The organism is Pseudomonas putida (assembly GCF_001636055.1).
GTDB classification, from domain to species: Bacteria; Pseudomonadota; Gammaproteobacteria; order Pseudomonadales; family Pseudomonadaceae; genus Aquipseudomonas; species Aquipseudomonas machongensis.
Map to the genome: position 1 here is coordinate 3,741,265 of NZ_CP011789.1, position 17,437 is coordinate 3,758,701.

The 17,437-nt window shown below is 63.8% G+C and carries 20 protein-coding genes; 11 read left to right on the forward strand and 9 right to left on the reverse strand.

The features are described from left to right. Window positions 1-64 precede the first annotated feature (64 nt). Window positions 65-1,321 (forward strand): D-amino acid dehydrogenase, encoded by a 1,257-nt coding sequence (locus AB688_RS16535; protein WP_063545164.1) that lies wholly within the window; start codon window positions 65-67, stop codon window positions 1,319-1,321. A 74-nt stretch (window positions 1,322-1,395) separates the two neighbouring features. Then, window positions 1,396-1,563 (forward strand): DUF2986 domain-containing protein, encoded by a 168-nt coding sequence (locus AB688_RS26345; RefSeq protein ID WP_065862662.1) that lies wholly within the window; start codon window positions 1,396-1,398, stop codon window positions 1,561-1,563. Between the two features lie 259 nt (window positions 1,564-1,822). On the opposite strand, the gene AB688_RS16540 is transcribed toward AB688_RS26345, so the two are convergent. Then, window positions 1,823-2,296, reverse strand: a complete 474-nt coding sequence (locus tag AB688_RS16540) for a nuclear transport factor 2 family protein (RefSeq protein WP_063545165.1) — start codon at window positions 2,294-2,296, stop codon at window positions 1,823-1,825. A 189-nt stretch (window positions 2,297-2,485) separates the two neighbouring features. Between AB688_RS16540 and AB688_RS16545 the strand changes: the two genes are divergently transcribed. Beyond that, window positions 2,486-3,955: an MFS transporter gene (locus AB688_RS16545; RefSeq protein ID WP_196759864.1), complete on the forward strand. Its 1,470-nt coding sequence runs from the start codon at window positions 2,486-2,488 to the stop codon at window positions 3,953-3,955. A gap of 12 nt (window positions 3,956-3,967) precedes the next feature. Here AB688_RS16545 and AB688_RS16550 read toward each other — a convergent pair whose 3' ends face one another. The 4 genes from AB688_RS16550 to AB688_RS16565 all read right to left on the reverse strand — a co-directional run bounded on the left by AB688_RS16550 (window position 3,968) and on the right by AB688_RS16565 (window position 8,578). Continuing rightward, entirely contained in the window at window positions 3,968-4,825 is an 858-nt protein-coding gene (locus tag AB688_RS16550) for a LysR family transcriptional regulator (RefSeq protein WP_063545166.1), read from the reverse strand. A 95-nt stretch (window positions 4,826-4,920) separates the two neighbouring features. Further along, complete coding sequence (locus AB688_RS16555; RefSeq protein WP_063545167.1) at window positions 4,921-5,319, reverse strand: NUDIX domain-containing protein; 399 nt, start codon at window positions 5,317-5,319, stop codon at window positions 4,921-4,923. 165 nt (window positions 5,320-5,484) lie between these two features. After that, window positions 5,485-7,674 carry an OsmC domain/YcaO domain-containing protein gene (locus AB688_RS16560; RefSeq protein WP_063545168.1) on the reverse strand — a complete coding sequence of 730 codons (2,190 nt, stop codon included), beginning with the start codon at window positions 7,672-7,674 and terminating at the stop codon, window positions 5,485-5,487. A gap of 85 nt (window positions 7,675-7,759) precedes the next feature. Then, entirely contained in the window at window positions 7,760-8,578 is an 819-nt protein-coding gene (locus AB688_RS16565; protein ID WP_063545169.1) for a substrate-binding periplasmic protein, read from the reverse strand. Between the two features lie 347 nt (window positions 8,579-8,925). Here AB688_RS16565 and AB688_RS16570 point away from each other — a divergent pair, with 347 nt between their 5' ends. Together AB688_RS16570 and AB688_RS16575 are read left to right on the forward strand one after the other, a co-directional pair. Further along, window positions 8,926-9,789, forward strand: coding sequence for a sensor domain-containing diguanylate cyclase (locus tag AB688_RS16570; RefSeq protein ID WP_063546765.1), 864 nt, complete (start codon window positions 8,926-8,928; stop codon window positions 9,787-9,789). Window positions 9,790-9,878: 89 nt separating this feature from the next. After that, complete coding sequence (locus AB688_RS16575; protein WP_081255249.1) at window positions 9,879-10,667, forward strand: carbon-nitrogen hydrolase family protein; 789 nt, start codon at window positions 9,879-9,881, stop codon at window positions 10,665-10,667. Between the two features lie 124 nt (window positions 10,668-10,791). Here AB688_RS16575 and AB688_RS27345 read toward each other — a convergent pair whose 3' ends face one another. Together AB688_RS27345 and AB688_RS16580 are read right to left on the reverse strand one after the other, a co-directional pair. Next, window positions 10,792-10,923: a hypothetical protein gene (locus tag AB688_RS27345; RefSeq protein ID WP_256093727.1), complete on the reverse strand. Its 132-nt coding sequence runs from the start codon at window positions 10,921-10,923 to the stop codon at window positions 10,792-10,794. Between the two features lie 107 nt (window positions 10,924-11,030). Then, on the reverse strand, window positions 11,031-11,813 hold the full coding sequence (locus AB688_RS16580; protein WP_063545170.1) for an NAD(P)H-dependent oxidoreductase: 783 nt from the start codon (window positions 11,811-11,813) through the stop codon (window positions 11,031-11,033). An 85-nt stretch (window positions 11,814-11,898) separates the two neighbouring features. Here AB688_RS16580 and AB688_RS16585 point away from each other — a divergent pair, with 85 nt between their 5' ends. After that, on the forward strand, window positions 11,899-12,804 hold the full coding sequence (locus AB688_RS16585; RefSeq protein WP_063545171.1) for a LysR family transcriptional regulator: 906 nt from the start codon (window positions 11,899-11,901) through the stop codon (window positions 12,802-12,804). On the opposite strand, the gene AB688_RS16590 is transcribed toward AB688_RS16585, so the two are convergent. Next, window positions 12,801-13,271 carry a LysR substrate-binding domain-containing protein gene (locus AB688_RS16590; protein WP_063545172.1) on the reverse strand — a complete coding sequence of 157 codons (471 nt, stop codon included), beginning with the start codon at window positions 13,269-13,271 and terminating at the stop codon, window positions 12,801-12,803. The genes AB688_RS16585 and AB688_RS16590 overlap by 4 nt on opposite strands. A 41-nt stretch (window positions 13,272-13,312) precedes the next feature. Between AB688_RS16590 and AB688_RS16595 the strand changes: the two genes are divergently transcribed. From AB688_RS16595 to AB688_RS16615, 5 genes are all read left to right on the forward strand, one after another. Further along, window positions 13,313-13,747 (forward strand): GFA family protein, encoded by a 435-nt coding sequence (locus tag AB688_RS16595; protein WP_063545173.1) that lies wholly within the window; start codon window positions 13,313-13,315, stop codon window positions 13,745-13,747. Window positions 13,748-13,915: 168 nt separating this feature from the next. Further along, window positions 13,916-14,905, forward strand: coding sequence for an aliphatic sulfonate ABC transporter substrate-binding protein (locus AB688_RS16600; protein WP_063545174.1), 990 nt, complete (start codon window positions 13,916-13,918; stop codon window positions 14,903-14,905). Continuing rightward, window positions 14,902-15,732, forward strand: a complete 831-nt coding sequence (locus AB688_RS16605; protein WP_063545175.1) for an ABC transporter permease — start codon at window positions 14,902-14,904, stop codon at window positions 15,730-15,732. Before AB688_RS16600 ends, AB688_RS16605 begins: the two co-directional genes overlap by 4 nt. Window positions 15,733-15,736: 4 nt before the next feature. Then, window positions 15,737-16,480 (forward strand): ABC transporter ATP-binding protein, encoded by a 744-nt coding sequence (locus AB688_RS16610; protein WP_054891460.1) that lies wholly within the window; start codon window positions 15,737-15,739, stop codon window positions 16,478-16,480. A 117-nt stretch (window positions 16,481-16,597) separates the two neighbouring features. After that, window positions 16,598-16,849 (forward strand): hypothetical protein, encoded by a 252-nt coding sequence (locus AB688_RS16615; RefSeq protein ID WP_054891461.1) that lies wholly within the window; start codon window positions 16,598-16,600, stop codon window positions 16,847-16,849. Here AB688_RS16615 and AB688_RS16620 read toward each other — a convergent pair whose 3' ends face one another. Then, the gene (locus AB688_RS16620) at window positions 16,850-17,338 is read right to left on the reverse strand and encodes a winged helix-turn-helix transcriptional regulator (protein WP_063545176.1); all 489 of its coding nucleotides are present in this window, start codon (window positions 17,336-17,338) and stop codon (window positions 16,850-16,852) included. It lies immediately after the preceding gene. Window positions 17,339-17,437 lie beyond the last annotated feature (99 nt).

Below are 17,437 nucleotides of genomic sequence, written 5' to 3' on the forward strand. Positions count from 1 at the left end.
CTTGGCGGACGTGAACGGCAAGGCTGGATACTGAGCGCAGTGGCACGATTTCAGGAGAAGGCACATGCATGTGGTGGTCGTGGGGGGTGGGGTCATTGGCCTTTCGAGTGCGCTGTACCTGGCGCGCGAAGGGCTTCAGGTCACGCTGGTCGAACGCAACGAGGATATCGCCCTGGAGACCAGCTTCGCCAATGGCGGGCAACTGAGCTACAACTACGTGGCGCCCCTGGCCGACCCGTCGGTGTTCGCCAACCTGCCCAGGTGGTTGCTCGCCAGCGACTCGCCACTGCGCCTGCAGCCGCGCCTGGATTTGCAGCAATGGCGCTGGTGCCTGGCCTTCCTGCGGGCATGCCGGGCAACCCGGGTCGAGCGCACGGTACGCGAGATGCTCAGGCTGTCCCAGCGCAGCCAGGCGTTGCTGGAGCAGTTGCTGCAACAGACACCGATCGATTTCAACCTGCGCCAGACCGGCAAGCTGATCATCCATCGCAGCCAAGCTTCGCTGGGCGCCGCAGTCAGGCTGGCCGAACTTCAGCAACAGGCCGGGTCGCAGCAACGCCTGTTGACGCCCAGCCAATGCAGCGACCTTGAGCCCACGCTGTCAGGGGTGGTCGGGCAACTTGCCGGCGGCATCTTCACCCCCGGCGAAGCCACCGCAGACTGCCGGTTGTTCTGCGAGGGGCTCAAACGTCATCTGGATGGCCTGGCGAATGTGCGCTTCAAGCTTGGCCAGGCCGTGAGCGGTTTTACCAAGGTGGGCAAGCGGATTACTGCGCTGAAGTTGGGCAACGAAACCCTTGAGGCTGACGCCTTCATCATCGCCTCAGGCATCGCCAGTGTCGGCTTGCTCAAACCGCTGGGGATCAGCCTGCCGCTCTATGGGCTGCGCGGTTACAGCCTCAGCGTGCAGCCTGTCGATGCCAACGCCCTGCCCCGGCTCAGCGTCACCGACGCCAGTCGCAAGATTGTCTACGCACCGCTGGGCAGCACCCTGCGGATCGCCGCGATGGTGGACATGGGCGTGCGTTCGGCCGAGGCCCCGAAGCGGCGCATCGACCTTTTGAAGGCGCAGGTGTCGGAACTGTTCCCCGCCCTGGACCTGCGCCAGGCCCAGGCATGGGCGGGCCTGCGTCCTGCCACTGCGCTGGGCAAGCCGATCATCGACCGGGCGCCGGGGCTGGAGAATCTGTGGCTTAACGTTGGCCATGGCGCGCTGGGCTTCACCCTTGCGTGCGCCAGCGGCGAGATGATCACCCGGCAGATCCTTCAAGGCCGGCCGCACGAGAGCGATGCACCCTTCTCGTTGGCGGCACATCGATAACCTTGTCCATCAGGGCCGGCGGCGCTAAGCTCGCCGCGTTTTGCCAGTGGATGCGCTCAAGGGGCGCGAAAAATATGAATCGTCAGAAAAAGATCAAACAGCTGTTGAAGGCTCACGCCAAGAAAGCCAACGCCAAGCTGGCGCCCAAGAGCAACAAGCCCAAGTACATCAGCAAGGCCGACCGGTTGAAGCTGGAGGCCGAAACACCCCAGGAAGCGGGGCTGGCGGTGGTGAAGGAGTGAAGGTGTTTTCGCAAGCTGGCGGGCGCTGTCTTGCTGCTCCGACGGACACCCTGAACCGCTTCTACAGGTGCCCATCGCACCTGTAGAAGCAACTGTCTTGCTCAAAATTTAAAGACCAGCCCAATCCCCTGTGGGAGCGGCCTTGTGCCGCTCCTACAGAAGCAGCGCGGGTTCCTGGGCTGGCCTTTAGATTTTGAACAAGACAGTTGCTCCTACACGGGTTCGAGCTAGTTGCCACATCCGAGCAAGGCTATTGATTTCATGAGCGGGCGAACGCCTGCGAACCGGCAATGGGTTGCCAGTTTTGCAGTGGCACCAGGAACATCAGCTCGAAGCGACGCGCGGTAAAGCGCCATTCTCCATCGCGTCGCTCGAAGCGGTCATGGTACAAACCAGCGGCCTGCACAGGGCCTTGTTCGATGTCATGGAACAGACAGTCGGCCTGTGAGACCGCGGTGGCGCTTTCGCCGTCAAGCTCGATCAGCGGGTTGGCCATCCAGTGATGCATGTGCGGCATTTTCCGCCACGATTCTCGAGCCATGGCCAGAATGCCCTCGCGCCCGGTTCCGTGCCCGAATGCCGGCAAGTCCAGGGTTGCATCGACATGCCAGATGCTTTCCAGCAGTGCCTCATCCACGCGGTCATAGGCCTGGGCGTAGGTCCAGATCAGCGATTCGATCGCCAGGCGGCTTTCCATGCGGTCCAGGCGTTTTTCCAAAGTCTCAAGGTTCATTGCAACGATCTCCTGCAAGTCTGGGGAGCCGGCGTTCACAGCCGGTTGTCCGAGCCATTGTGCGAGTCGCAAGGCATTGACGGGACTGTCATTCCTGCAGTTTCAACGTTCATTTTTGTAAGGGGGTAAAGCGTTGACCCCATCTGCAAGCGCTTCCTAGCATGGCCCCATCTTTTACGAGGGCCTCGTATGAAAAACCCACCTGATATTGACCACTCACTCACGCTGGCACCTGACGACAGGGCAGCCGGCCCCGACCAACGCCGCTGGGCGATGTTCGTGGTCCTGCTTGTCGGGGCATTCCTCCCACCGCTGGACTTCTTCATCGTCAATGTGGCGCTGCCATCGATACGCAGCGACCTGAATGCTTCGGCATCGGCCGAGCAACTGGTCATTTCCGCCTATGCCGCGCTTTATGCGGTAACGCTGATCACCGGTGGCCGGCTGGGCGACCTGCATGGCCGCGGACGCATGTTCTTCATCGGCCTTGTCGGCTTCACCGCCGCCTCGTTGCTCTGCGGGTTCGCTGCCACGCCCTGGATGCTGATCACTGGCCGTGCGCTGCAAGGCATCACCGCGGCAGTGATGGCGCCACAGGCACTGGCCTCGGTACAGGCGATCTTCCCCGAGGCGGAAAAGCCCCTGGCGCTGAGCCTGTATGGTGCGGTGTTCGGCCTGGCCAGCGTGATCGGACAGGCACTGGGCGGTATCCTGATTTCGCTCGATCTGTTCGGGCTTGGCTGGCGGATGATCTTTCTCATCAATCTGCCGGTCGCGCTGCTGGTCATCCTCTTCGGCATTCCCTTGATCAAGGAGACTCGCGCCAGCCATGCGCGCAGGCTCGATCTCGGCGGCATGGGCCTGTCGATGCTCACACTTGCCACGCTGATCGTGCCGTTGATCGAAGGTCGTGAGGCCGGCTGGCCGCTGTGGGCGTGGCTGTCGCTGATCGCCTGTCCATTGCTTGGCTGGACCTTCTGGCGCCACCAGGCCCGCCTGGCCAGCGCGGGGGGAGCGCCCTTGCTGGATCCGGCCGCGCTGCGCGTGCCGGGGCTGCGCCGGGCATTGCTGGTCGCCCTGTCGTTCTACACGATCGGTGCCTTCTTCCTGCTTTTCTCGATCTACCTGCAAGGTGCATTGCATGTGAGCGCGCTGCATGCAGGCCTGGTCTTCCTGCCCTTCGGCGCGGGGTTTCTCATCGGGCCGTTGACCGCGCCGTTGTGCACACGCGTGCTGGGCCTCTACACCAACGCCGTTGGCCTGGCATTGATGGTTGCAGGCCTGGTCGCACTCGCAGGCCTCATTACCCTCACACCTGGCAACCCTGGCCCGCAGCCCGCGATTTTCGCCGTCGTGCTATTCGTCATCGGCTTCGGCCAGGGATTGGCGATGCCGACCCTGATGCGCATGATCACAGGGCGCGTCGCCCCAGCGTTGTCCGGGATGATGGCCGGTGTCACCAGTTCGACCTTGCAAGTGAGCACGGCGCTCAGCGTGGCGGTGATCGGCGGCATATTCTATGGGGTGCTGGGCGCTGGCACCGACCCGACCGCCATCAGTCATGCCTTCACCATTGCGCTGCTGTGCATGGCCGCTTGCCTGGTGTTGGGCGCAGGCTTGAGTTTTACCCTGGCGCGCCGCCCCGCAGCTGCCCGGTAGCGGTGCCTGCGCTCATGGAGCATCGCCAAGCCTCTCTACCACCAGATCGGCCAATGCCCGCAGACGGTCCATCTGGCGCATGTCCTGGTGATAGCCCATCCAGATCTCACGGTCTGGTGGCGGCTCGCCGATATCCAGCCGGCGCAGCAACGGCGACTGGTCGCCGATCGCTCGCGGCAGCACTGCAACACCCAGCCCTGATGCACATAGCCGCGCCTGCACACTGCGGCTACTGCTGGTGAACACAGTCCGCGCCTTGGGGAAGTGCGACTGCAACCAGTGGACGTCAGGGTAATGGGATTGGGCCGTATTCATGGTGACAAGACCGAGCGCCTCACCGCCCTCGCCGGGATCGAAGGCTTGGTGCTCGGCCTGGTACAGCCCATAGTGCAGGGTCATGAGCCGACGCTGAACGATGTCCGGCTCGGTGAACGGGACGATGCGAAAAGCGATTTCGGCATCCCGGCGGGCCAGGTCGAACAATCGATGGCTGGGGATCACCTCGGCCACGATCAACGGATAACGGCGGTGCAACTCATGCAGCACAGGTGCCAGCACGAATCCTGCGAACCAGTCTGCACAGGCGATGCGCAGCAAGCCCTCGGGCTGTTCGCCTAAGCCTGTGATACGCCGTTCGATGGCCAAGGCGCTACGTTCCATGTTTTCGGCCAGCTCAAGAATGCTCTCCCCGGCCGCAGTGAGTACCAGCCCCTCGCTGGTGCGACGGAAAAAAGCATGACCGTTGCTCTGTTCGAGCACCTGCAGGCGCCGACCTACGGTTGGATGACTGACGCCCAACTGCTTGGCGGCCGCCCCGAGCGAGCCGCTGCGGGCGATCGCCAGGAAGACGCGCAGGTCATTCCAGTCCATGGGATACCTCCTACAGAAATGAACGGTGAAGATGCAGTAATGCGGGCGCCGTCACAAGTCTCGGCTGCCATCGCCAAGCGAAGCGGTGTTCGGTATCAGGCTGCCCAGGCCGACAGCGCCGGTATCTGGCAGGCGAGCAACGCCTCGGCCGCTGGATTGAGCGGCGCACGCGCCAGCCCACAGCGCTCGATCCATGTACACGCGGCAATTTCCCTGCGCGCACAGGGGCGATCGCCGGGGTGAAGGTGGGTGGTGAAGATGTAATGGAGAACCCCGGCCACTTCCAAGGTGCACAGATGCAGCAAACCGTGGTCGCTCAGACCGGTTTCCTCATGCAACTCTCGGGCTGCCGCCTCATGCGGCTGTTCGCCTCGCTCGATGACGCCGCCCGGGAAGTTCCATTTGCCGCCTTTCTTGCGCACGAGCAAGACCCTTCCTTTGTCGAAGCAGATGATCGTCGCTCTGTGTTTGGCGGGAGGGGTTGTCAGCGGCATCGGATTAGCTCGTCACACTTGTCACGGATATATGACAGTTTTGTTACATGATGGACAGGCAAATCTGACGCCAAGTTCAGCCAAATGGACACATGGCTGAGGGGATTGGTACAAAAAAATAGGCGAGAGGGTCGCTATGTACCCTCTCTTGGGCTGAAGCGGGCCTCAGCCCGCCGCCCGGGCTCGCGCCGCATGCAGCTTCTTGTAGCTCTCGACCAGACGCAGGTGGCGGTCCAGACCTTCAAGTTTCAGGCTGGTTGGGGTCAGCCCATAGAAACGCACGCTGCCGTCCACCGAGCCGAGTGCCGCGTCCATGCGCTCATTGCCGAACATGCGCCGGAAGTTGGAAACGTAGTCGTCCATCTCCAGCTCGTCGTCCAGCACTACTTCCAGCACCACGTTCAGCGCCTGGTAGAACAGCCCGCGCTCGACGGTGTTGTCGTTGAACTGCAGGAACATCTCCACCAGTTCCTTGGCCTCCTCGAAACGCTGCAGCGCCAGTTGGATCAGCAGCTTGAGCTCGAGGATAGTCAGCTGGCCCCACACCGTGTTGTCGTCGAACTCGACGCCGATCAGCGTGGTGATGGTGGTGTATTCGTCCACCTCGACCTGTTCCAGGCGCTTGTACAACAACTTCAGCGAGCGGCTGTCGAGGTTGTGCAGGTTGAGGATGTCGGCTCGGAAGCCCAGCGCGCGGTTGGTGTTGTCCCAGATCAGGTCCTCGACCGGATAGATTTCAGAATAGCCCGGCACCAGGATGCGGCAAGCGGTGGCACCGAGGTCGTCGTACACCGCCATGTACGCCTCCTTGCCCAGCCCTTCCAGAATGCCGAACAGCGTCTGCGCCTCCTGCTCGTTGGAGTCTTCGCCCTGGCCCGAGAAGTCCCACTCGACGAACTCGAAGTCGGCCTTGGCACTGAAGAAGCGCCACGACACTACGCCGCTGGAGTCGATGAAATGCTCGACGAAGTTGTTCGGCTCGGTCAACGCGTGGCTTTCGAAAGTCGGTTGAGGCAGATCGTTCAAACCCTCGAAGCTGCGACCCTGGAGCAATTCGGTGAGGCTGCGCTCCAGCGCCACTTCAAAGCTTGGATGCGCGCCGAACGAGGCGAACACCCCGCCGGTGCGCGGGTTCATGAGGGTCACGCACATCACCGGGAACTCGCCGCCCAGCGAGGCATCCTTCACCAGCACCGGGAAGCCCTGCTGCTCCAGCCCCTGGATACCGGCGACGATGCCCGGGTACTTGGCCAGCACCTCTTGCGGCACGTCCGGCAGGCACAGTTCGCCTTCGAGGATTTCGCGCTTGACCGCCCGCTCGAAGATTTCCGACAGGCACTGCACCTGGGCTTCGGCCAGGGTGTTGCCGGCGCTCATGCCGTTGCTCAGGTAGAGGTTTTCGATCAGGTTGGACGGGAAATACACCGTCTGCCCGTCGGACTGGCGCACGAACGGCAGCGAGCAGATGCCCCGGGCCTTGTTGCCCGAGTTGGTGTCGTACAGGTGCGAGCCGCGCAGTTCGCCATCGGGGTTGAAGATCTCCAGGCAGTACTCGTCGAGGATCTCCTGCGGCAGCGCGTCCTTCGGGCCAGGCATGAACCACTGCTCGTTCGGGTAGTGCACGAACGGTGCGTTGGCGATGTCCTCGCCCCAGTACTGATCGTTATAGAAGAAGTTGCAGTTCAAGCGCTCGATGAACTCGCCCAGTGCCGAGGCCAGCGCAGCTTCCTTGGTGGCGCCCTTGCCGTTGGTGAAGCACATCGGCGACTGCGCGTCGCGCACGTGCAGCGACCAGACGTTGGGCACGATGTTGCGCCAGGAGGCGATCTCGATCTTCATCCCCAGATCGGCCAGGATCGCCGACATGTTGGCGATGGTCTGCTCCAGCGGCAGGTCCTTGCCGGGAATGTAGGTGGTGGTGTCGGACACCGGCATCAGCAGCCCCTGGGCATCGGCGTCGAGGTTGTCGACCTCCTCGATGATGAACTCGGGGCCGGTCTGCACCACTTTCTTCACGGTGCAACGGTCGATGGAGCGCAGGATGCCCTGGCGGTCCTTCTCGCTGATATCCTCAGGCAGCTCGACCTGGATCTTGAAGATCTGGTTGTAGCGGTTTTCCGGGTCGACGATGTTGTTTTGCGACAGGCGAATGTTTTCGGTGGGGATGTCGCGGGTCTGGCAGTAGAGCTTGACGAAGTACGCCGCGCACAGCGCCGAGGAAGCCAGGAAGTAGTCGAACGGACCAGGCGCCGAGCCATCGCCCTTGTAGCGAATGGGCTGATCGGCGATCACCGTGAAGTCGTCGAACTTGGCTTCAAGTCGGAGATTGTCGAGAAAATTGACCTTGATTTCCATGCGGGCACACCAGCGCGTAAAACGAAATGGGCGCCATTATCCGGTTTTTTCGCTGGGAAGTCTTGCCGCAGCCACACCGCCCTGATCAAGGCGCCGCCACGTTCTCCTGCTGCTGGCGCCAAAGCGCCAGGTTTCGTGCAACCAGGCGCTGCGGCAAATCGCTGGACACGATCTCCCTCATCTTCGCGGCCAGTTGCTCGCGCAACTGTGGCCGGTTGCACGGCGAGTCGTGGGACATCGCCAGGTACAGCCCCTCGCTGGACACCGGAGGCTCGAGCACCTGCACCTGCTCGTCGACCTTCAGCACGCGCGCCAGGGCCATGCCTGGAAACTGCTCGAAGATCACATAGTCGCTACGCTTGTGCAGCAGCTTCTCGAACGCCTGCCTGGCGCCGGGCACTGCCTCCAGGTTGAGGTTGGTCCGGGCGAACTCGTCGAACTGCTCGCCATGGCTGTTGTTGACCAGTACCCCACCCTTGAGCCCGCGCAGATCGTCCCAGCCTTTATAGGCGAAAGCGCTGTCGCTGCGCACCCATACCACGCTTGGGGTGTGCAGGAACGGCGGCTCGATGAAGTTCACCTCGTTCTGCCGCGCGCGGGTCAGGAAGTAGCCCGCCAGAAGATCGACCCGCCCGGTACGCACTTCTTCCTGGGCGCGTCCCCAGGGCCCGGAATACTTCACGTCCACATCCAGCCCCAGCTCATCTGCCATGTACTTGAGCAGATCGGCATTGGCCCCGACGAGGTGCTGCGGGTCCTGCGGGTCACGCCACAGGTACGGTGGATACTCGGGGTTGCCGGTGGCGGTCAGGCGCGTGCAGTCATCGACCGCCAGCGCCACCTGCGGCAATACCGCGAAGGTCAGCGACAGCAGCAAGGCCCGACAGGAACGGCGCTCGATCATTGGTGGCCCTCGTCTGAATAGAACAGCAGGGAAAAAGCGATGACTGACCGACAGGCGACATGAACAGCGACAGGCTTAACACAGTCTGGACCAGAAACCGTCAGCTGCCAGCAATGGCAGCTGCAAGATGCCATTCGTCGGCGCATCATGCCATCACCGAACCCGTTCGGCTGCACCTGCCCCTATTTTTCAACGCCCTGCTGGCCATAACGGTCAGACCCTGTAGGCTGTGCTGTGGCCGCGAACGATCGGCCGGTACCGCCCGGGTGCCGGGCGCGCGCAGGATGACTCGTCGGCCCTTCTGCGATCTGGCCCTGATCGAGCCTTACGACCCGGACACCCGCACCATGCCCGTCGACCTGCAAGCGCTCTATCCCAAGTTGATCCACCTGATGCTCGACACCGTCTTCGTGGTCGACCAGGACGACCAGATCGTGTTCGTCAGCGATGCCTGCCAAGCGCTGCTGGGCTACCGCGCCGAGGAGCTCATCGGCACGCCGATCACGCATTACATGCACCCCGACGACCTGCCCGCCACTCGGGCCTCGATCGTCCGGGTCATGTCCGGCCAGGCGCATTTCGATTTTCGCAACCGCTACATCCGCAAGGATGGCGGTGTCGTCCATATCCTCTGGGCGGCGTTCTGGTCAGAAGAGGTCGGCGCACGCATCGGCGTGGCGCGCAACGTCACCGCCCTCACCGAGGCCGAAGAAGAGCTGCGCTTTCTCGCCCACCACGACCCGCTGACCCGGCTGGCCAATCGCACCCTGTTCAACAGCCGCCTGGACGCTGCGTTGAAGGCGGCGCAGCAGCACGGCGATACCCTGGCGCTGCTATTCGTCGACATCGACGACTTCAAGGAAATCAACGACACCCACGGCCACAGTGCCGGCGACCGCGTGCTGCGCCTGGTGGCCCAGCGCCTGGAGCGCTGTGCCGGCGCGCATGCCACGGTAGCGCGGGTGGGCGGCGACGAGTTCGCCATCCTGCTCACCGACCTGCCGTCGCGCAGCGCCGTATTCGACAAGGTCACACAGATCCTGGCCGTCATGGTCGAGCCGCTGGATGCCGACTTCGGCGGCCTCGCCATGCCGACCTGCAGCATCGGCGTCGCCTGCTACCCCGCCGACGGGCGCGATGCCGATGCCCTGCTCAGCCATGCTGACGGCGAGATGTACCGGGTCAAGCGGCGTCGGTCGCAAGCGGGTTGAGACACTGACTCAAGCGCAAGAATCTGCAAGTGCTTCTTCCGCTCGTTGCCTAGACTGGCCGCACCCGCCCAGCCCCTCAAGGTTTGCAGATGTCCCTGATCACCGTGGCCTACGCCCAATGGCCAGAAGGCCTGACCCCTGACAGGCCGCAGTGGCAACAGATCGCCGAGCAGGTTCGTGCCGCCGAGGCCGATCTGCTGATTACCAACGAAATGCCCTTCGGCCCCTGGCTGGCCGAGCACGCCACCTTCGACGCTCAGGCTGCGCAGCACAGTGTGGCCCTGCATGAATCCGCCCTCGGCGCCCTGGCCAGGCTCGACGTACCTGCCGTGCTGTCGAGCAGGCCGCTGCTCGCGGACGGGCGCCTGATCAACGAAGCCTTCGTGCTGGATGCCACAGGCTACCGCTTCGTCCACCAGAAACACTTCTTCCCCGAGGAGCCGGGCTTTCATGAGCAGACCTGGTTCACCACCGTCGAGCCAGGGTTCGAGGTGATCGAGGTGGGCAAGCTCCAGCTCGGTGTGTTGCTGTGTACCGAGTTGATGTTCAACGAACGCGCCCGCCACTACGGACGCGATGGTGCCGACCTGATCGCCGTCCCCCGCGCCTCCGGCACCGACTATCGCTACTGGGATTGCGCCGCCGCGATGGCCGCGATCGTTTCCGGCGCCTACGTGATCAGCGCCAACCGCACCGGGCAGGCTGCACAGGGTCAGCGCTTTGGCGGCCACGGCATGGCGTACTCCCCCGCGGGCCAGCCACTGGCCGTCGCCGCCCAGGCTGACGACCACGCCTTGTTGCAGGTTGTACGGATTGACCTGGAGCAGGCTCGGCGACAGAAATACGAGTACCCGTGTTATCTGCAGAATGTCGATTGAAATCCCGGGCCTTCGCACACGAGGTACACCACTCGAGCCTGATTATCACAAGCATGTGCACGTGCGACTGGTCCGCCCAGCACATTGATGTAAAAGCCCCTCCCTGCAAGGAGGGGCTTCAGAATCATTTACCTTTCTTGTGATTGTGCTCTTTTAGATCTGGATGCTTCGGATGGTTCTCTGGAGTAACACGACGACGCTGATCCTCTTTGCCAGTTGATTCAGCGATCGGTTTCGGTCCAGGTTTGATGCTCATGTCACTTGCTCCTTCAATGGATTTGTAAAAGGTCCTTGACCCATGGCCGTGTAGGCACCAGACATGGGCACTTTGACACCATAGCTGCTATTCAAATACTTGCATGTTCAATCGCCACGCAAGTGAACCCCCAACCCCTCCTCCCCCGGTGCCAGCTCTGGCCTCAAGGTCAATTCGGGAATCAGGTAGTCCCCGCCATTCTGGCGTCGATAAGGGATCGGCGTATCGACCCACAAACCATCAAGGCGCCGCTCCAGTTGCACGCAGGCATCGACGAATGCTGCATCGTCGATGCGGCTGGTGCGATGGAGTACGAACGGCGGCAGCACCTCGAACCCCGGATAGAACAGGATGCCGTGCTGGATGGGGAAAAGGATCGCCTCCAGTGGGCCATTGATGCCCCGCGGCGCGTAGTGCGAGGCCCAGCCACCGGTCGTGACCATCAGCATGGCGCGCTTGCCGGCCATGCTGCCTTCACCGTAGCGGTCGCCCCAGTGCTGATCGGAGTGTTCGCCCACACCGTAGGCGAAGCCATAGGCATAGACCCGCTCGACCCAACCCTTGAGGATTGCCGGCAGGCCGAACCACCACAGCGGGAACTGCAGGATCACCGCATCGGCCCAGCGCAGTTTCTCCTGCTCCTGCGCGATGTCGGCACTCTGCGTGCCATCGGCGAAGGCCTGGCGTGAATCTTCCGAAACCCGAAAACGCACGCCGGGTTGGCCGGCGGTATTGTCGCTGGCATCGATCAGCGGCTTGAAGGCCATGGCGTAGAGGTCCGAAACCTGCACGACGTGACCCTGGCGCTGCAGGTGCGCAACCGCATGGTCCTTGAGCGAGCCGTTGAGCGAGCGAGGTTCGGGGTGGGCGTAGACGATCAGCACATTCATGGTGGCACTCCGTAAAGGGATGCGAGCCATGATGGGCGGCCGCACGGTATAGTTGAAATGAATATCCACTATTCCAGGTATTGCCGTGTACGATTCCCTGCGTCGCCTCGACCTCAACCTGCTGGTGACCCTCGACGCCCTGCTCAGCGAGCACAATGTGACGCGCGCGGCGCAGCGCCTGCATCTGGCACAACCAACCGTCAGCGTGCAGCTGGCGCGGCTGCGCGAGCTGCTTGAAGACCCGCTGCTGCTACCCGGACCGAGGGGCATGCGCCCGACCGCGCGGGCAGACGCCTTGCGCGCACCGTTGCGCCAGGCGCTGGAGGCGTTGCAGCTTGCCATCGCTGCGCCGCAACCCTTCGACCCGGCCGCCGCCCGCCAGACCTGGCGTGTGGCCGCCACCGACTACAGTGCCTCGACCATCCTGCTGCCCGCCCTGGCCAGGCTACGCAGCGCCGCCCCGGGCACACGCCTGGCGGTGCTCGACCTGCAGCCTTCGGCCCTGCTCCGCCAGGCCGAGCTCGGCGAGATCGACATGGCCTTTCACATTGCCCGGCAGGTGCCGGCAGAGCTGCGCCAGCGCAGCCTGTTCGTCGAGCGCTACGTGCTGGTCGGCCGAGTCGACCATCCAGGGCTCAGGCGCAAGCCGACACTCAAGCAGTTCTGTGCGCTGGAGCAGGTGATCGTCTCACCCGACGGCGGCGGCTTCCATGGCCCTACGGACGCCGCGCTAGCCGCGCAAGGACTCGCGCGCAACGTGGTGCTGTCGGTGCCGCATTTCATGCTGCTGGCGGCGGTGCTGGTCGGCTCGGACCTAGTAGCCATGCTTCCGCAGCGGCTGGTGGTCAGCGACCCCAGGCTCAAGGTGGTAGAGGCGCCCCTGGCGGTGCAGGGATTCGAGATGCTGATGCTGTGGCCGGAGCGGGTACATCGGGACCCAGGGCATCGCTGGCTGCGGCAGGTTATTGTCGATGCTCTGCAGCAGAACTAGTTGACACGCGGGGCGGCCAGAAACGCCGACAGCGCCGCCCCCAGCGCCTCGAACACCAGGCCAATCCGCCGAACCCGTCGCAGATCGCCGTGCATTGCCACCCAGACATCCACCGAAAATGCCACGGCCTGCGGCAACACCCTCACCAGCCCATGCCGCCGCGCCAGTTGCTCGGCACACACCCCAACCCCCACACCAGCCCTGAGTGCCGCGAACTGGGCGAGGTGATCGTCGGTGCGCAGCGCCATGCGTTCCGGCACACAGATAAAGCCGTTCTGCTCGAGAAACATCACTTCAGCAAGGTTGCGATCAGGCCCGATCAGCGGATAGCGCGCAAGGTCTGCATGGGTGTTCGGCACGCCATGGCGCAGCAGCAGCTCAGGGGTCGCATACAGGCCTATCCGCAGGTCCCCCACATGCCGGGTGACCACTGCCGCCTCGGTAGGCCTGCGAATCCGCACCGCCACGTCAGACTCCTGCAGTGCCAGGGCCTCAAGAGGTCCGTTGCATGAAGATTCAAGGTGGGTGCCGTTGCGGGCAGGTGACGTTCGAATCCGATCACCCCGCGATCATGACCAGCGCCTGTCATTGCACGGGCTGCCAGAAGATGTCGGGCAGTGTGTTCTCGCTGACGGCGCTGTTCCCAGCCGAAGGGTTCAGGGTCACGCGCGGGGCGCCGGTGCCTGGAGGTCTTCGGGGCGCAACCCGTCATGAGTTCTGCCCCCACTGCATGAGCTGGCTGTTCACCCGGCCCGCCGGTAACGACGCGGTCGTGGGCGTGCGCAGCAGCCTGCTGGAAAACCCGCAGCACTACGCACCGTTCATGGAAACCTGGACACAGGAGAAGCTGCCATGGGCCTGTACCGGTGCTGTCGTCAGCTTCGAAGGCTTTCCCGACCCACAGGATTATCCGGCGTTGATGGCACGGTTCGCGCAGCGCTGACCTGCTGCCCCTTCAACTGTTCGCCCTGCAACAGCAGGGCAACACTTTGCCCGCCTCACCACAGCTGTCAGCCCCGATTTGCTCCTGCGCCTACGCAGAACAAGGGCCTGGCGAGATGGCACGCTGCCTGCAACCGGTCCTGATCCCTCTTCTCGACTGGATCGCCCCATGCGTCTGTTTGCCCAAGCCCTGCCCAGCGCCCTGAAGTCGCTGTCTATTGCCGGCCTCGTTGCCCTGGCCTTCAATCCCGTCGCCCACGCCGAAACCGTGCCCAAGGAAGTCCGCCTGGACTACGCCTACTACTCCCCCGTAAGCCTGGTGCTCAAGCATTTCGGGTGGTTGGAAAAAGCCCTGCCTGACTCCAAGGTCACCTGGGTGTTCAGCCAGGGCAGCAACCGCTCGCTGGAATACCTCAACAGCGGCGGTGCCGACTTCGGCTCTTCGGCCAGCCTCTCGGCGGTGCTGGCCCGGGCCAACGGCAGCCCGATCAAGTCGGTGTACGTCTACAGCCGCGCCGAATGGACCGCGCTGGTGGTGGCCAAGGACTCGCCGCTGAAGACACTCGACGACCTCAAGGGCAAGAAGATCGCCGCCACAAAAGGTACCGACCCGTACCTGTTCACCCTGCGTGCACTGGAAAAGGCCGGGCTGAAAAAGGACGACGTCGAGCTCTTGCACCTGCAGCACCCCGATGGCCGCACCGCACTGGAGAAAGGCGATGTCGATGCCTGGGCCGGCCTCGATCCGCACATGGCTGCCAGCGAACTGCAAGCCGGCTCACGCCTGCTGTACCGCAACAAGGACTTCAACAGCTATGGCGTGGTCAGTGTCACCGAGACCTTCGCCAAGCAGCATCCACAAACCATCGCCACGGTGATCAAGGCCTACGAGCAGGCCCGCCACTGGGCAGTCGCACACCCGGACGAGTTCGCCCGCCTGCTGGCCGATGAATCCAAGCTCCCGCTGGATGTGGCCAAGCTGCAGCTGTCGCGTACCGACCTCTCGGCACCGCAACTGACCGAACAGGACGTAGCAGCCTCCAAGGCCGCGGCGCCGATCCTGGTGTCGGAGGAGCTGGTCAAGCGTGGCGCCGACGTCAACGCCGTGATCGACCAGCTGATCGACCCGTCCTTCGGCAAGGCCAGCATCGAGCGATGAGCCTCTCCACGCACACTCGCAGCGTGAGCGCGCGGGCGCCCGCCACTGCCGCCTCGCCCTGGCCACGTCGGCTCAAGGGCCTGGCGCTGCCTCTGGCGATCATCCTGCTGCTGGAGGCCGTCGTGCGCCTGGGCTGGATCGCTTCCTACCAGATGCCCGCCCCCAGCGAAGTGGCGCAGACCCTGGTGCAACTGGCCGACGGCGCGCTGTGGAAACACATCGGTGCCAGCCTGTCGCGGGTGTTGGCCGGCTTTGCCATCGGCGCCGCCCTGGGGCTGCTGTTCGCCGCCTGGGTGGGCCTGAGCCGTGAGGCCGAGGCCTGGCTGGAACCGACTTTCGCCAGCCTGAGGGCGATCCCGAGCCTGGCCTGGGTGCCGCTGTTGCTGCTGTGGCTGGGCATCGGCGAGACCTCCAAGGTGACACTGATCGCCATCGGCGCGTTCTTCCCGGTGTACCTGAACGGCGTGGCCGCGATCCGCAACATCGACCGCAAGCTGGTCGAGGTCGGGCGCATGTACGGCTTCGGCCCATTGCGCCTGGCCCGGCGCATCCTGCTGCCGGCTGCGATACCCGGCGTATTCACCGGCCTGCGCAGCGCCCTGAGCCTGAGCTGGATGTTTCTCGTCGCCGCCGAGCTGATCGCCGCCACCCGCGGCCTGGGTTATTTGCTCAGCGACGGCCGGGAGACTTCACGACCGGACCTGGTGCTCGCGGCGATCATTGTCCTGGCACTGCTCGGCAAACTCAGCGATGGCCTGTTGGCCGGGCTGGAGCAGCGCTGGCTGAACTGGCGCGACACCTTCGACGGCACGGACCGAGGAGCCTGAATCCATGAACCAACCCTTGCGCGTTGCCGCACCGACACCTGCACCCTTGCTCGACCTGCGCGTCGAGCACAAGGCATTCGGTGCCACTGCGGTACTGGGGGCGGTCGAGCTGCAACTGCAACCCGGCGAGATCGTCAGCCTGCTGGGCCCCAGTGGCTGCGGCAAAAGCACCCTGCTGCGCCTGGTGGCGCAACTGGACCGCGACTTCGTTGGCCATCTGCAGCAACGCCCGGAACAGGTCGGTTTCGTTTTCCAGGAGCCGCGCCTGATGCCCTGGTTGAGCGTGGCCGACAATATCGGCTTCAGTGAGGACCGGCGCTACGACCGTGCCCGGGTCAATGGCCTGATCGACGAGGTGGGCCTGGGCGGCTTCGCCGATGCGCTGCCCAAGGCATTGTCCGGCGGCATGGCCCAGCGCGTGGCCATCGCCCGCGGGCTGTACGGCCAACCACAATTGCTGTTGCTCGACGAGCCGTTCAGCGCCGTGGATGCCTTCACCCGCTTCAAGCTGCAGGACCTGTTGCTGGACCTCGCACGCCGCCACCGCATCGCCCTGCTGGTGGTCACCCATGACGTGGACGAGGCGCTGTACCTGAGCGACCGCGTGCTGGTGATCGGCAACCGGCCGGGCACTGTCTGCCGCGAACTGAGGGTCGGCCTCGGCTACCCGCGCGAGCGTCAGGACGAACGCCTGGCTCGTCTGCGCGGCCAGGCGCTGGAAGCCCTGCACAGTGCGCGGGTGATCTGAGCCGGACGCGTTCATCGATAGTGACTATCGAGCACAACGATTTCTGCCCGGCGGCCGTGCTCGATAACCTGTGTTCAACGACTCGCAAGACGAATCCTCGAACCAGGAAACCCGCCGATGAACGCCACCGCCCGCCTGCTGCTCGCTGCCCTGGCCGCCCTTGGTATCGCCGCACTTGCCGGCTGTGCCAGCCATCCCGAACAACGCCCCTACACAGCCGAGGAAACGCGCCAGTTGCAGCTCGAGGCGCTGCAACGCCGAGGCCTGTCGCAGCAGGAATACGAACATCAGCGCGCTGCAATCTTGCGTGCCGACCAGGTGGAAGTGGCCGGCGACGGCCTGCGCCAGGCCCCTGCCCTGCGCGGCTGATCAGCCCTCGCGACTGCGCTGCAGCCGCGCCCGCATCCCCTCACTGGCGCCAGGGCCCTGCACCAGCTCGCACAGCGACCAGGGCACTACGCGCCCGGACTCCACGTCCACCATCATCGGCTGCAAGGCCTTGCCCGTGCCCTTTTCCACCACCTGCACACTGATGGCCTCAGGCGCAAAATGCCGATTACCCCAGGCGATCAGCGCATAGAGCACGCCCTGCAGGTCGCGCCCCCGAGCACTGGGCCGGTATTCGTGGCGCAAGGGTCGGGTGCTGTAGGCATGGCGCTCGAGCAGGCCGGCCTCCACCAGCGCATTGAGCCTGCGGGTCAACATGCTCGGAGCGATCTCCAGGCTCTTGGCGAAATCGTCGAAGCGGCTCAGGCCCTGCAAGGCATCGCGCATGATCAACAGGCTCCACCACTCCCCCACGTGTTCAAGGCTCAGGGCGATAGGGCATTCGGAATCCACAAGCGTCTTGCGTTGCATCAGGCAGGCTCACCACGGGTCTGTGAAATATTCGGGCTGGATGTTACTTCTATAATGATAGTAACGTCTCTTGAGCTGAATAGTAGCAAACCTCCATGG

Bases quoted from the DNA above. Each gene is read 5' to 3' on its own strand.
- AB688_RS27345 (WP_256093727.1), bottom strand. From the start codon at position 10,923: ATGAGCATCAAACCTGGACCGAAACCGATCGCTGAATCAACTGGCAAA.
- AB688_RS16555 (WP_063545167.1), bottom strand. From the start codon at position 5,319: ATGCCGCTGACAACCCCTCCCGCCAAACACAGAGCGACGATCATCTGC.
- AB688_RS16560 (WP_063545168.1), bottom strand. From the start codon at position 7,674: ATGGAAATCAAGGTCAATTTTCTCGACAATCTCCGACTTGAAGCCAAG.
- AB688_RS16600 (WP_063545174.1), top strand. From the start codon at position 13,916: ATGCGTCTGTTTGCCCAAGCCCTGCCCAGCGCCCTGAAGTCGCTGTCT.
- AB688_RS16615 (WP_054891461.1), top strand. From the start codon at position 16,598: ATGAACGCCACCGCCCGCCTGCTGCTCGCTGCCCTGGCCGCCCTTGGT.
- AB688_RS16565 (WP_063545169.1), bottom strand. From the start codon at position 8,578: ATGATCGAGCGCCGTTCCTGTCGGGCCTTGCTGCTGTCGCTGACCTTC.
- AB688_RS26345 (WP_065862662.1), top strand. From the start codon at position 1,396: ATGAATCGTCAGAAAAAGATCAAACAGCTGTTGAAGGCTCACGCCAAG.
- AB688_RS16610 (WP_054891460.1), top strand. From the start codon at position 15,737: ATGAACCAACCCTTGCGCGTTGCCGCACCGACACCTGCACCCTTGCTC.
- AB688_RS16620 (WP_063545176.1), bottom strand. From the start codon at position 17,338: ATGCAACGCAAGACGCTTGTGGATTCCGAATGCCCTATCGCCCTGAGC.
- AB688_RS16550 (WP_063545166.1), bottom strand. From the start codon at position 4,825: ATGGACTGGAATGACCTGCGCGTCTTCCTGGCGATCGCCCGCAGCGGC.
- AB688_RS16535 (WP_063545164.1), top strand. From the start codon at position 65: ATGCATGTGGTGGTCGTGGGGGGTGGGGTCATTGGCCTTTCGAGTGCG.
- AB688_RS16545 (WP_196759864.1), top strand. From the start codon at position 2,486: ATGAAAAACCCACCTGATATTGACCACTCACTCACGCTGGCACCTGAC.
- AB688_RS16540 (WP_063545165.1), bottom strand. From the start codon at position 2,296: ATGAACCTTGAGACTTTGGAAAAACGCCTGGACCGCATGGAAAGCCGC.
- AB688_RS16605 (WP_063545175.1), top strand. From the start codon at position 14,902: ATGAGCCTCTCCACGCACACTCGCAGCGTGAGCGCGCGGGCGCCCGCC.
- AB688_RS16575 (WP_081255249.1), top strand. From the start codon at position 9,879: ATGTCCCTGATCACCGTGGCCTACGCCCAATGGCCAGAAGGCCTGACC.
- AB688_RS16595 (WP_063545173.1), top strand. From the start codon at position 13,313: ATGAAGATTCAAGGTGGGTGCCGTTGCGGGCAGGTGACGTTCGAATCC.
- AB688_RS16580 (WP_063545170.1), bottom strand. From the start codon at position 11,813: ATGAATGTGCTGATCGTCTACGCCCACCCCGAACCTCGCTCGCTCAAC.
- AB688_RS16570 (WP_063546765.1), top strand. From the start codon at position 8,926: ATGCCCGTCGACCTGCAAGCGCTCTATCCCAAGTTGATCCACCTGATG.